A 13,005-nucleotide genomic window follows, 5' to 3' on the forward strand; every position below is an offset into this window, starting at 1 on the left:
TGGGGGCGCACCATGATGTTTGACGGCACACCGACGATCATCGGGCACCGGGGCTGTGGCTCGGGTCCGGGGGAGAACACGCTGGAGTCCCTCCTGGGCGCGGTGGACCTGGGCCTGTCCTGGGTCGAGATCGACGTCCAGCGCACCGCGGACGACGACCTGGTGCTGGGGCACGACTTCACGTCCGAGGACGGATCCTTCCTCATCGACGGGCCGGGGGAGGGCCTCCTGCGGATCGAGGAGGTGTTCGAGGCGCTGCCCGAGCACGTCGGCGTCGACGTGGACGTCAAGACGGTGCTGGAGGACGCGCTGGACCCGCGCACCGGCCCCCTGCTGGAGAAGGTGCTCAGGGCGGAGGCCCGGCGGCGCCCCCTGATGGTCACCTCGTTCGACCCGGCGCTGCTGCTGGGCCTGGCCGGGACCGGCATCCCGCGGGGCCTGCTCACCTGGCTCTGGTTCCCCATCGGCCACGCCGTCGCCGCGGCCGCCGGCCTGGACCTGCAGGCCGTGGCCCTGCACACCGGCTCCTGCGATCCCAGCCCCAAGCAGCGCCCGTTCGCCGAGTGCGCGGACACCGCGCACAAGGCGGGCCTGGAGGTCATGGTCTGGTGCCCCAAGCCCGAGGACCTGCACAGGTACGCGGCCGCCGACGCGGTGATCGTCGACGACGTCCCGGCCACGCTCACCGCGTTGGAGGCGCCGGTGGCCGGGACGGACTGACCCGCGGCAGGTCCGCGGCTACTTGAGGATCTGGCGGGCCATGACGACGCGCTGGATCTGGTTGGTGCCTTCGTAGATCTGGGTGATCTTGGCGTCGCGCATCATGCGCTCGACCGGGAAGTCCTGGGTGTAGCCGTAGCCGCCGAGGAGCTGGACGGCGTCGGTGGTGACGTCCATGGCGACGTCGGAGGCCAGGCACTTGCAGGCCGAGGACACGAAGGTCAGGTCCGGGATCTCCTCGCCGTGGAAGGCGCGCTCGGACTTGATCGCCGCGTGGTAGGTCAGCTGGCGGGCGCCCTCGAGCTTCATGGCCATGTCGGCGAGCATGAACTGCACGCCCTGGAAGTCGCTGATGGGCTTGCCGAACTGCTTGCGCTCCTTGACGTAGCCGATGGCGTAGTCCAGGGCGCCCTGGGCGATGCCGAGGGCCTGGGCCGCGATGGTGATGCGGGTGTGGTCCAGGGTGGCCAGCGCGGTCTTGAAGCCGGTGCCCTCCTCGCCGATGATCCTGTCGGCGGGGATGCGCACGTCCTCCAGGATGACCTGGCGGGTCGGGGAGCCCTTGATGCCGAGCTTGCGCTCCTTGGGCCCGAAGGACACGCCCGGGTCGGACTTCTCGACGACGAAGGCGGAGATCCCGCGGGCGCCCTTGCCGGGGTCGGTCACGGCCATCACGGTGTAGTACTCCGACACGCCCGCGTTGGTGATCCACATCTTGGCGCCGTTGAGCACCCAGTGGTCGCCGTCGCGCACCGCGCGGGTCTTCATGCCGGCGGCGTCGGATCCGGCTTCGGCCTCCGACAACGCGTAGGAGAACATGGCCTCACCGCGTGCCACGGGCGCCAGGTACTTCTTCTTGAGTTCCTCGCCGCCCGACAGCAGGACGGGCACGGTGCCGAGCTTGTTCACCGCGGGGATGAGCGAGGAGGAGGCGCAGGCTCGGGCCACCTCCTCGATCACGATCACGGTCGCCAGCGCGTCGGCCCCGTTGCCGCCGTAGGCTTCGGGGATGTGGACGGCGTGCAGGTCGCCTGCGACGAGCGCGTCGAGGGCCTCCTGCGGGAAACGGGCGTTCTCGTCCACGTCGGCGGCGTGTGGTGTGATCTTGGTGTCGGCGAGTTCGCGGATCGTCTGACGGAGCAGCTCGTGCTCCTCGGACGGGGCGTAGGCGGGAAAGTCAGAGCTCATGGTAGGCATGCTACCCGCCAGTAGAATTTGAGGAGATTGCGGTGGTTCAACGGCTCACGGTCATCGGGACCGGATATCTCGGCGCGACCCACGCGGCGTGTATGGCCGAGCTCGGTTTCGAAGTGCTCGGCTTGGACGTCCTACCCGATCGTATCGAACGTTTGGCCGCGGGAGACCTTCCCTTCTATGAGCCGGGTCTGCCGGAGGTGCTTCGGCGCAACCTGGAGAACGGCCGCCTGCGTTTCACCACCTCCTACCAGGAGATCGCCGAGTTCGGCGAGGTGCACTTCGTGTGCGTGGGCACCCCGCAGAAGCCCGGCGAGTACGCCGCCGACGTCTCCTTCGTGGACTCGGCGATCACCTCGCTCGCGCCGCTGCTGACCCGCGAGTGCCTGGTCGTCGGCAAGTCGACGGTCCCGGTGGGCACCGCGGCCCGGGTCTCGGAGCTGCTGCGCCGACTGGCCCCCTCGCCCGAGGTGGAGCTGGTCTGGAACCCCGAGTTCCTGCGCGAGGGCTTCGCCGTCCAGGACACCCTGCACCCCGACCGGCTGGTGCTCGGCGTGCGCTCGGAGAAGGCCGAGCGGATCATGCGCGAGGTCTACGCCCGGCAGCTCGACGAGGGAGTCCCGCTGGTGGTCAGCGACTTTCCCACCGCGGAGCTGGTCAAGGTGTCGGCGAACGCCTTCCTGGCCACGAAGATCTCCTTCATCAACGCCATGGCCGAGGTCTGCGAGGCCACAGGCGCCGACGTCACCAAGCTCTCGCAGGCCCTGTCCTACGACGACCGGATCGGCGGCAAGTTCCTCGGCCCCGGCCTGGGCTTCGGCGGCGGCTGCCTGCCCAAGGACATCCGGGCGTTCATGGCCCGCGCCGGCGAGCTCGGCGTCGACCAGGCACTGTCGTTCCTGCGCGAGGTGGACGCCATCAACATCCGCCGCCGGATCCGCATGGTCGACCTGGCCCGCGACCTGCTGGGTGGATCGTTCCGCGGACGGAAGGTCTGCGTGCTGGGCGCGGCCTTCAAACCGAACTCCGACGACGTGCGGGACTCGCCGGCCCTCGACGTGGCCGCCGAGATCAGGAGGCAGGGCGGCGACGTGACCGTCTACGACCCGCAGGCCCTGGACAACGCCCGCAAGGCGCAGCCGGCCCTCGGCTTCGGCGAGTCCGCCCTGGAGGCGGCCGACGCCGCCGACGTCGTCCTGCTCCTCACCGAATGGAAGGAGTTCCGCGACCTCGATCCGGAGGTCCTGGGCGCCCGGGTCCGCGAACGCAACATCGTGGACGGCCGGAACGCCCTGGACCCCGAGCGCTGGCGCGCGGCGAGCTGGACGTACAAGGCACTGGGCCGCCCCTGAGGGCGGCCCGGCCGCCTCAGCGGTCCCTGGTCAGCCCGAGGCCGGGCGGGCTGGTCAGGAAGCCCAGACCCCAGGAGAGGTGCATCGTCGCGTAGACGAACGGCAGGAGGAGCTTGGCCTTCCACGGCAGGCCCTCGGAGGTCAGCAGGGTGCCGCCGACCGGGATGGCGAGGAAGTAGCCCACCGGCAGGATCCAGCCCGGCCAGAAGCCGACCAGCCCGGCCAGGGTGCCCACCAGGATCCCGACGACCGCCAGCGGCGGGGCCAGATACCGCAGGTTCAGGGTGCCCTGGTGCTCGCGGCCGACCACCCGGCGCCAGCGGCCGGTGTAGAAGAACTGCTTGGCCAGCTGCTTGAGGTCGGGCCGGGGCCGGTAGGTGACGCGCATGGCCGGGGTGAACCAGATCTTCCCGCCGCTCTGGCGGATCCGGTGGTTCATCTCCCAGTCCTGGGCGCGCACGAACGTCTCGTCGTAGCCGCCGACCCGCTCCAGCGCGCTGCGCCGGAACGTGCCCAGGTAGACCGTCTCGACCTCGCCGGGCTCCCCGCCGGTGTGGAAGCGGGCGTTGCCGACGCCGAACTTCGACGTCATGGCCCGTGCCACGGCCTTCTCGAACGGGGTGACGCCCTCGGCGGCCATGAGGCCGCCGACGTTGTCGGCGCCGTACCGGTCCATGGTCTCCACGGCGATGCGGATGTAGTCGTCGGGCAGCAGGGAGTGCCCGTCGACCCGGACGATGATGGAGTACTGCGAAGCCTTGATCGCGATGTTCAGCCCGTTGGGGGTCCGCCCCGTCGGATTGCGCGTCAGGACGATCCGGGGATCCTTCGCGGCCAACCGTTTGGCGATCTCGTCGGTGCGGTCCCTGGACGGCCCGATGGACAGGACGAGCTCCAGCTCACCGGGGTAATCCTGCGCCATGATGTGGTTCACGGCGTCCTCGAGGTGGCGTTCCTCGTTGAGGACCGGCATGACGACGGAGACGGCCGGCCAAGTGGTGCGCGGCTCGCCGTCAGCGTGGAGAGACTGATTCATGACGGCGCCACGGTAACGTATCCAGCCAGGTCCGCAGGCCACGATCGGAGGGTTTTCCGTCCGGCGGGGTGAAGCGAAGGGGGCTGGGCATGGCCGGGGACGACGACCCGATCGAGCAGTATTTCCGCCCCAGACCAGCCGGGGCGGAGGGTCCGGGAGGGCCCGTGGCGGACGACAGCGGGAGCTGGGACGCCGTCGCCCTCGACAACGAACGCGCGCCGAAAGTGGTGCTCGACCCGCCGCGCGGACGCCGCAGGGCGGGCGGGCCGGGCTCGGCCCGAGAGGCGGTGCGCCGCCGCCGCAACCTCATGGTCACCGCCGCGGTCTCGTCCGTGGTCCTGCTCGCCTCCGGCACGGCCTGGGGCTTCCAGGAGTTCCTCCAGGGCAGGATCAAGACCATCGAAATCGACCTGCCCGAGGGCTCGGGGCCCAAGGGGTCGATGAACATCCTGCTCGCCGGGGTCGACAAGCGCGACGGCATGAGCACCGCCGACATCAAGCGCCTGCACCTGGGCCGCGAGAAGGGCGCGCGCTCGGACACGATGATGCTGATGCACATCTCCGAGGACCACGACAAGGTGACGGTGGTCAGCCTCCCGCGCGACACCCTGGTGACCATCCCCTCGTACAAGAACTCCGCGGGCGAGCGGGTCCCCGCCCAGAAGGGGAAGCTCACCTGGGCCTACGCCTACGGCGGCCCCCAGCTGATGAAGGACGCCATCGAGGACCACACGGGACTGACCGTCGACCACTACGTCGAGGTCAACTTCCTGGGCTTCCTCAAGGTCGTCGACGCCGTCGGCGGGGTGGAGGTCTGCACCGAGCAGGCCATCGACGACCGCGCCAGCGGGCTGAAGCTCGCCCCCGGCACCCACCACGTGGACGGCGCCACCGCCCTGGCCTTCGCCCGGGTCCGGCACGGCCTCGGCGAGGACATCGGGCGCATGCAGCGCCAGCAGGTGTTCCTGTCCTCCCTGCTGAAGCAGTCGCTGAGCAAGGTCAAGGACCCGGTGCGGGGCACGAAGGTGCTCAACGCGATGCTCGAGGCCGTCCGGGTCGACAGCGGGCTGAAGAAGGACGCCGCCGAGCTGGCCGACCAGTTCAAGGACCTGTCGCTCGACGACGTCGAGTTCGCGAAGGTCCCCATCGCCGACCAGGCGGGCAGCGCCCTGATCGGCGGGATCAACCAGTCCGTCGTGCTGTGGGACGAGTCCGAGGCCCGCAAGATGTTCCGCAGGATCGACGGGGACGAGCCGCTGATCGAGCCGAAGCCCACCGCGACACCCACCGCCACGGGCGAGCCGCTGACCGTCGCGCCGGAGCAGATCTCCGTGCAGGTGCGCAACGGCACCGGTGTCACCGGCGTGGCCAAGAAGGCCAGCGCCGGACTGTCCGCCGCAGGGTTCCGCTCCTCCTGGCTCATCGGGGTCGTGCAGCGCCGGAATACCAAGTCCACGGTCATCCGCTACGGTCCGGCCCGCGCCGACTCCGCCCGGACCCTGGCCGCCTCGATCCCGTTCGCCGAGCTGCAGAAGGTCGACGCGCTCGGCACCCGCATCGAGGTCGTGGTGGGCGGCGACTGGGCCAAGCCCAAGACCGTCAAGACGGCCTCCGAGGCGGCCGCCCCCGATTACGAGACCAGGACGGCTACGCAGAACCTGTGCGGGTAGCGGCCAGGTGCTCGGCCACGACCAGGTCGAGCGGGGTGGTGACCTTGAGCAGACGCTCGTCGCCCTCCACCACCCGGATCGGGACGTCCGGGAGGTACCGGTGCACCACGCCGCAGTCGTCGGTGGCGACGAACTCCGGGTCCCGCAGCGCCAGTCCGTAGGCGGCGCGCAGGGTTCCGAGCCGGAACCCCTGCGGCGTCTGGAACCGCGCCAGGCTCGGCCGGGGCGGCATGTCGCGGACCAGCCCGCCGGAGACCGCCACGACGGTGTCGGTGACGGGCAGCGCCACCGCGACGGACTCGTGGGTCTCCAGGCCGGCCAGGCAGCGGTCCAGCACGTCGTGCCCGACGAAGGCGCGGGCGGCGTCGTGGAACAGGACGCGGGTGTCGTCCGGCTCGTCCTTCATCGCCTCCATCGCCTTCAGCGTGGAGGCGGTGCGGGTCTCGCCGCCCTCGATGACCTCCACCCTGCCCCCGTAGGGGGCGGCGAGCTTCTCGGCCGCCGCCACGTGGCCCGACGCCATGACGACGATGACCCGGTCGAGGCGTTCCGCGCTCGCGAACGTCTCCATCGGATAGGCCAGCAGCGGACGCCCTCCGACCTCGATCAACTGCTTGGGCCTGCCCGCGCCGACGCGCAGGCCGAGGCCCCCGGCGAGGATCACACCGGCTGTTTTCACCTGGTACTCCTCAGTTTCCCGCCCGTACACCCACTAGGCTGAGGGCTTTGTGATCTGACCTGCTGTGTTGGAGGCCGCGGGTGACGTTCGTGGTGCTGGCCACCGAGCCAGACGACCCGACAGCCGAGCTCGCGTATGACGACCGGGTGACCGTGCTCGACCGGCTGCTGGAGCAGCTGGCGGCAAACAACGTATCGGACGTGCGGATCGTCGCCCGGCCCGAGGCGGCCCCGGTGCTGCGCAAGAACGGGCGTGAGGTGATCGAGTCGCCGGACCTGGCGGGCGATCTGTTCGAGATCGGGAGGCTGGCACGGTCCGCTGGAGAGCTCTACCTCGCGCACGCGGATCTGGTGATCAGCGATGAGCTGTTGATCCGTCTGCTGCGCGACAAGACCACCACCGCGATCACCGCCAAGCAGCCGGTGACCGGGAAGCGGCCCGCCGTCCGCATCGCCCGCCGGCGGGTGGTCTCGGCGGGATCGCCCTTCCACCAGGTCACCGACCCCGACGGCGTCTTCCGCGGCGCCCTGAAGATCGGCGAGCCGGAGCGGCTCGCCGACCTGTGCGACCGGCTGACCATGCTGGTGGACCTGCTGCCCAGGGTGGACGTCCCGGTCCGCAGGCTCGGCCGCCGCGCGGCGGAGGGCCCCGAGGTCTTCGTCGACAACGACGCGCGCGACGAGTTCGACCGGCGCGTCGAGCAGCACCCCGTGCTGGGCGCCACCGCTCCGCGCGGAGACGACGCCGCCGGGCTCCTGCTGGTCGCCCTGGTCCGCACCGGCGTGCGGGTCGCCGCCCGCAACGTCGACGTCCTGGTCTGCGAGCGGGTGCTCACCCCCGAGCAGGCCGCCGCGGCCCGGCAGGCCGTCGAGGCGGTCGACGAGGACGGGGTCAGGCTCGACGCGGCGGTGAAGTCCAACGACGGCTTCTTCACCACCTACTTCGTCAGCAGCTACTCCAAGTACATCGCCCGCTGGGCGGCGCGGATGCGGCTCACCCCCAACATGGTGACCTGCATCTCGATGGCGATCGCCGCGATCGCCGCCCTGTGGTTCGCCGAGGGCACCCGGACGGGTCTGGTCACCGGCGGGATCCTGCTCTACTTCGCCTTCGTCTTCGACTGCGTGGACGGCCAGGTCGCCCGCTACACCCGCCAGTTCTCCACGCTGGGCGCCTGGCTGGACGCCACCTTCGACCGGGCCAAGGAGTACCTGGCCTACGCGGGACTGGCCGTCGGCTACAGCGTGGCCCATCCCGGCGACGTCTGGGGCCTGGCCTGCGCCGTGATCATCCTGCAGACCTGCCGCCACATGGTCGACTTCAGCTTCGCCGTCCACAAGGGCGCCGCACCCCCGGCCCCGATCAAGGAGATCCCGCTGGACGTCCCCGACGACAGCCTGCTCGACCCGCCCGCCCGGCCCGCCCCCGCCCGTCGGGGCGGCGCGGGCATGCTGGCGGTCCGGGTCAGCGCCGCGCTGGAGCGCGTCCCCGGCGCCCGCTGGGCGAAGAAGATCGTGATCCTCCCGATCGGCGAGCGGTTCGCGCTCATCGCCCTGACCGCCGCGTTCTTCGACGCCAGGGTCACCTTCCTCGCCCTGCTCGCCTGGGGCGGCCTGGCGGCCGCCTACACCTTGTCCGGACGGATCCTGAGGTCGCTGGCATGACCGTCGAAACCGACCCGCGCGCCGCGGCGCGCACCGCACAACAGCGCGCCTACCGCGACGACGGGATCCTCTCCCGCTCGCTGGGGGAGATGGCCGGCGGGAGGCTGGGGCCGCTGCTGCCGACCCTGGTCGTCGGCGCGCTGACGGTCCTCGTGCTGGTCCTGGGCTCCTCCTCCGGCGACCTGCCGGCGCTGCTGGCGCCCGCCGTGCTGCTCACGCTGCTGGTCGGGCCCACCTCGACGCACCCGCACGACGGGAGGCTCGACTGGCTCGTACCCCCGGCCATCAGGGCCATCGAGTATGGTTACCTGGCTGTGCTCGGGTTCACCCAGGGGGTTCCCCGCCCGCTGGTGTACACGCTGCTCGCGGTGCTGGTCTACCACCACTACGACACCGTCTACCGGACCCGCCAGGGACTGTGGCCGCCCGACTGGGTGTACCAGGCCGGACTCGGCTGGGACGGCCGGATGCTGATCACCGCGGCCGCCGCGATGATCGGGATCGCCACCCCCGCCTACGCCGTCCTCGCCCTTTATCTGGGCGTGCTGTTCGGGTGGGAGAGTGTCCGCACCTGGCTGGAGACGGAGCGCGGCAGTACAGGTGCCGAAGTTGATTTGGAAGAGGAGGCCGGCGCATGATCGGCATGATTCTGGCAGCGGGCGCGGGACGCCGTCTCCGCCCGTACACCGACACCCTGCCGAAGGCGCTGGTGCCGGTCGATGGTGAGACCACCATCATGGACATCTCGCTGAGGAACCTCGCCGAGGTCGGTCTGAACGAGATCGTCATCGTCGTGGGCTACTGCGCGAACGCCGTCGAGGAGCGCAAGGCCGCCCTCGAGGAGAAGTACGGCGTGAAGATCACGCTGGTGTACAACGACAAGGCCGAGGAGTGGAACAACGCCTACTCCATGTGGCTGGCCCGCGAGCACTTCTCCCGGGGCGTCCTCATGGTGAACGGCGACACCGTCCACCCGGTCTCCGTCGAGAAGACGCTGCTGGCGGCCCGCCGGGAGGACGGCCCGGACATCCTCCTGGCCGTCGACGACGTCAAGAAGCTCGCCGACGAGGAGATGAAGGTCATCCTCTCTCCCGAGGGCACCCTGGAGCGCATCACCAAGCTGATGGACCCCTCCGAGGCCGCCGGCGAGTACATCGGCGCGACCCTGCTGGAGCCGGCCGCCGCCGAGGCCCTCGCCGACGCGCTCAAGGCCACCTTCGAGAAGGACACCGACCTCTACTACGAGGACGGCTACCAGGAGTACGTCAACCGGGGCGGCACCATCGCCGTCGCCCCGATCGGCGACGTCTCCTGGGTCGAGGTGGACAACCACGACGACCTCGCGAAGGCCAGGGAGATCGCGTGCCACTACTGACGCGGATGCTGACCGCGCCGCTGTCCATCGACGTGCGGCGCGGCGCCATCGCGTCCCTCGGGGAGCTGCTGGCCGACCGGCGGATCGCCACCGAGGGCCGTGTCGCCGTCGCGGTCGGGCCCGGGCAGGGCGACGCCATCGCCGAGCACATCCGGCCCACGCTCGCCGAGTGCGAGGTCTTCCGGGTGCCGGGCGGCACCGTCGACGCCGCCGTCCAGCTGGGCAGCCGGCTGCGCGGCGGCTCCTACGAGGCGATCGTCGCCATCGGCGGCGGCAAGACCATCGACGCCACCAAGTACGCGGCGACCCTCGCGGGCATCCCGATGGTGTCGGTCGCCACGAACCTGTCGCACGACGGCATCTGCTCCCCGGTCGCCTCCCTGGAGCACGACGAGGGCAAGGGCTCCTTCGGCGTCGTCATGCCGATCGCGATGATCGTCGACCTGGACTACGTGCGGGCCGCCCCCGAGGGGCTGGTGCGCTCGGGCGTCGGCGACGTCATCAGCAACCTGTCGGCGGTCTCCGACTGGGAGCTGGCGCACGCCGAGACCGGCGAGCCCATCGACCGGCTCGCGCTGACCGTCGCGCGCACCGCCGCCGAGGCGCTGATCTACCAGCCCGCCTCGATCGAGTCCGACGCCTTCCTGACCGTGCTGGCCGAGGGGCTGGTGCTGTCGGGCATGGCGATGTCGTTCGCGGGCTCCTCCCAGCCGGCCAGCGGCGGCGACCACGAGATCCTGCACGCCATCGACCGGCTCTTCCCCGGCACCGGCAACCACGGCGAGCTCGCCGGGCTCGGCGCGCTGTTCTGCCACTTCCTGCGCCGGGAGTACCTCGGCGAGGACCAGCAGCGGGAACGGATCGTCGCGGAGTGCCTGAGCCGGCACCGGCTGCCGCTCGTCCCCGGGGACGTCGGCCTCACCGCCGAGCAGTTCGCCGAGGCCGTCGCCTTCGCGCCGTCCACCCGGCCGGGCCGCTACACCGTCCTGGAGTACCTCAACCTGGACGAGGCGAAGATCCGGACCGCGGTGGGCAAGTACATACAGGAGTTCGGTAGCTGAGATGCCACCCAGGAGCTACACCCTCAAGGAGATCCGGGAGAAGGGGCAGCCCCCGGGCCTGAAGGAACGACGCAACGAGGAGCACTGGGCCGGACGGCTCTACGCCCGCTCGCTCTCGCCGTTCCTCACCTGGATCTCGCTGCGGATCGGGTTCTCGCCCAATCAGCTCACCTACCTGATGATCCTGTCCGGGATCGGGGCCGGAGTCGCCTTCGGCGTCGGCACCGGCCTGGTCAGCGCGATCGTCGGGGCGCTGCTGGTGCAGCTCTACCTGGTGCTGGACTGCACGGACGGCGAGGTCGCCCGGATCACCGGGCGGACGTCCATCACCGGCGTCTACCTGGACCGGCTGGGGCACTACTTCTCTGAAGTAGCCGTCGTCATCGGGCTCGGCTTCCGCGCCGAGGCCCAGTTCGACCTGCCGTGGGGGCAGGGCGGCTGGATCATGCTCGGTCTGGCCGGCGCGCTCGGCGTGGCTCTGATCAAGGCCGAGACCGACAACGTCGTGGTGGCCCGGGCCAAGTCAGGCCTCCCAGCCGACCCGCCCGGAGGCGACCGGGCGCTGCGGCCCACCTCGCCCTGGCTGGCGCTGGCCCGCCAGGCCGCGTCCCTGCTGAAGTTCCACCGCATCATCGGCGCCGTCGAACTGTCGTTGCTGATCCTCGTGGCCGCGGTGCTGGACCAGGTGCTCGGCCTGCCGGATCTGCCCAACGGCTTGTTCGCGGAATACGTGGAGCCGGGACCTCTGTCCTATTTCGGTTCTCCGGTCGAGTGGACGGTGACGCGAGGGCTGCTGGTGGCGGTCGCGGCGGTCGCGGTGCTGCAGACGGTGCTGCATTTCGTGAGCATCGTCGCCTCGCGGCGGCTGAAGTAGAAGGATGGTGTGATGCTCTCCGTCGTGGTGCTGACCATGGGAAACCGTCCCGTCGAGTTGGATCGCGCGCTGCGCAGCGCGCTGAACCAGAAGGACGTCGATGTCGAGATCGTCATCGTCGGCAACGGCGTGCGCGGCGACTGGACGCCCCCCGTGGACGATCCCCGGATCAAGACGCTGCTGCTGCCGGAGAACATCGGCGTCCCCGCCGGACGCAACCGGGGCGTGCTGGAGACGACCGGCGACATCGTCGTCTTCCTGGACGACGACGGCTACTACCCGTCTCTGGAGCTGGGCAAGAGGCTCCAGGCGATGTTCGACACCGATCCGACGCTCGGCATCGTCTCCTTCCAGATCAAGGATCCGGACGGCGGCCCCGGACAGCGGCGCCATGTCCCCCGGCTGAGGGCGGGGGACCCGAACAGGTCCTCCGCCGTCACGACGTTCCTGGGCGGGGCGAGCGCCATGCGCCGTTCCGCCTTCGACGCGGGCGGGGGACTACCGGAGAACTTCTTCTTCGCGCACGAGGAGACGGACCTCGCGTGGCAGGCGATGAACGCCGGCTACCGCATCGTCTATGACGCCGAGTCGGTGATGTGCCACCCGCCGACGCTGGCGACCAGGCACGCGGCGTTCTACCGGTACAACGCCCGCAACCGGGTGTGGCTGGCCAAGCGGAACCTCCCCTGGCCGATCGCGGTGGTGTACCTCGCCGTCTGGGTGACGCTCACGGTCCTGCGGGAACGCAAGCCCGCCGCCTTGAAGCCCTGGTTCAAGGGTTTCCTGGAAGGCTGCCGCAACGACGCGGGGCCGCGCCGGCCCATCAGCTGGCGCACGGCCTGGCGGATGACCCGCACGGGTCGTCCCCCCATCGTCTGAGAAAAATCTTGTGCTTTCGGTTGACTCCCCCCGGGGCGCGGGGTAAGTTTCTCTCTTGTGCCCGACCGGGGCGCGGGACGCCTGGGCGGTCTGAGACCGCGGCGGCCGGCCGGTGGGCAAAAAGCCAGGAAAACAAAGGTGTGCTACTGCATTACCTTTTTTGGAATGGCTTGGCAGAAACAAGCCGAATTTGACAGCCGGCGCGGATCTGCTAAATTAGAAACATCGCAGCGAGGGAAACGCCGAAAGGCGCGAAACGAACTGCGGGGGCTGGTCCGGGAGAATCAACTCGAAAGAGCGGATTTGACAGGAAGAAACAGCCTGATAAGTTAGAAGAGTCGCAGCGAGGGAAACGCCGGAAGGCGCGGAACACTGCGAGTCCGTTTCTTGAGAACTCAACAGCGTGCTAAAAGTCAGTGCCGAAATAACGGCCAGGACCTGTGGTTCTGGTCATCCTCGTCAAGAGGAACCTTTGAGGCAGATGCAAGGTCAGCCAAGACC

At 70.0% G+C, this 13,005-nt stretch carries 12 protein-coding genes; 9 read left to right on the top strand and 3 right to left on the bottom strand.

What is annotated here, in order from left to right:
* The first annotated feature begins 12 nt into the window (after positions 1 to 12).
* Positions 13 to 720 carry a glycerophosphodiester phosphodiesterase gene (locus ABGB12_RS31635; RefSeq protein WP_347683621.1) on the top strand — a complete coding sequence of 236 codons (708 nt, stop codon included), beginning with the start codon at positions 13 to 15 and terminating at the stop codon, positions 718 to 720.
* An 18-nt stretch (positions 721 to 738) separates the two neighbouring features.
* Here the strand turns inward: ABGB12_RS31635 and ABGB12_RS31640 are convergent, their stop codons facing one another.
* A complete protein-coding gene (locus tag ABGB12_RS31640) occupies positions 739 to 1,908 on the bottom strand; it encodes an acyl-CoA dehydrogenase (protein WP_347683623.1) in 1,170 nt (389 codons plus the stop codon).
* A 41-nt stretch (positions 1,909 to 1,949) separates the two neighbouring features.
* Here ABGB12_RS31640 and ABGB12_RS31645 point away from each other — a divergent pair, with 41 nt between their 5' ends.
* A complete protein-coding gene (locus tag ABGB12_RS31645) occupies positions 1,950 to 3,266 on the top strand; it encodes a UDP-glucose/GDP-mannose dehydrogenase family protein (RefSeq protein WP_347683625.1) in 1,317 nt (438 codons plus the stop codon).
* Positions 3,267 to 3,282: 16 nt separating this feature from the next.
* Here ABGB12_RS31645 and ABGB12_RS31650 read toward each other — a convergent pair whose 3' ends face one another.
* Positions 3,283 to 4,302 (bottom strand): glycosyltransferase family 2 protein, encoded by a 1,020-nt coding sequence (locus ABGB12_RS31650; RefSeq protein WP_347683627.1) that lies wholly within the window; start codon positions 4,300 to 4,302, stop codon positions 3,283 to 3,285.
* An 89-nt stretch (positions 4,303 to 4,391) separates the two neighbouring features.
* Here ABGB12_RS31650 and ABGB12_RS31655 point away from each other — a divergent pair, with 89 nt between their 5' ends.
* Positions 4,392 to 5,972 (top strand): LCP family protein, encoded by a 1,581-nt coding sequence (locus tag ABGB12_RS31655; RefSeq protein WP_347683629.1) that lies wholly within the window; start codon positions 4,392 to 4,394, stop codon positions 5,970 to 5,972.
* Here the strand turns inward: ABGB12_RS31655 and ispD are convergent.
* Complete coding sequence (gene ispD / locus ABGB12_RS31660) at positions 5,950 to 6,651, bottom strand: 2-C-methyl-D-erythritol 4-phosphate cytidylyltransferase (protein ID WP_347683631.1); 702 nt, start codon at positions 6,649 to 6,651, stop codon at positions 5,950 to 5,952. The two genes, ABGB12_RS31655 and ispD, sit on opposite strands and share 23 nt — an antisense overlap.
* Before the next feature lie 80 nt (positions 6,652 to 6,731).
* Between ispD and ABGB12_RS31665 the strand changes: the two genes are divergently transcribed.
* Genes ABGB12_RS31665 through ABGB12_RS31690 form a run of 6 tightly spaced genes read left to right on the top strand, consistent with a single transcriptional unit; the run spans position 6,732 to position 12,504 of the window.
* On the top strand, positions 6,732 to 8,315 hold the full coding sequence (locus ABGB12_RS31665; RefSeq protein WP_347683633.1) for a CDP-alcohol phosphatidyltransferase family protein: 1,584 nt from the start codon (positions 6,732 to 6,734) through the stop codon (positions 8,313 to 8,315).
* Positions 8,312 to 8,953, top strand: coding sequence for a DUF5941 domain-containing protein (locus ABGB12_RS31670; RefSeq protein ID WP_347683635.1), 642 nt, complete (start codon positions 8,312 to 8,314; stop codon positions 8,951 to 8,953). Before ABGB12_RS31665 ends, ABGB12_RS31670 begins: the two co-directional genes overlap by 4 nt.
* Complete coding sequence (locus ABGB12_RS31675) at positions 8,950 to 9,690, top strand: phosphocholine cytidylyltransferase family protein (RefSeq protein ID WP_347683637.1); 741 nt, start codon at positions 8,950 to 8,952, stop codon at positions 9,688 to 9,690. The genes ABGB12_RS31670 and ABGB12_RS31675 overlap by 4 nt, the downstream gene beginning before the upstream one ends.
* A gap of 5 nt (positions 9,691 to 9,695) precedes the next feature.
* Entirely contained in the window at positions 9,696 to 10,751 is a 1,056-nt protein-coding gene (locus ABGB12_RS31680; RefSeq protein ID WP_347683649.1) for an iron-containing alcohol dehydrogenase family protein, read from the top strand.
* Between the two features lies 1 nt (position 10,752).
* Entirely contained in the window at positions 10,753 to 11,625 is an 873-nt protein-coding gene (locus tag ABGB12_RS31685) for a CDP-alcohol phosphatidyltransferase family protein (protein ID WP_347683639.1), read from the top strand.
* Between the two features lie 12 nt (positions 11,626 to 11,637).
* A complete protein-coding gene (locus ABGB12_RS31690) occupies positions 11,638 to 12,504 on the top strand; it encodes a glycosyltransferase family 2 protein (RefSeq protein WP_347683641.1) in 867 nt (288 codons plus the stop codon).
* Positions 12,505 to 13,005: the final 501 nt, after the last annotated feature.

Source organism: Actinocorallia sp. B10E7 (genome assembly GCF_039871655.1).
Taxonomy (GTDB): Bacteria; Actinomycetota; Actinomycetes; order Streptosporangiales; family Streptosporangiaceae; genus Actinocorallia.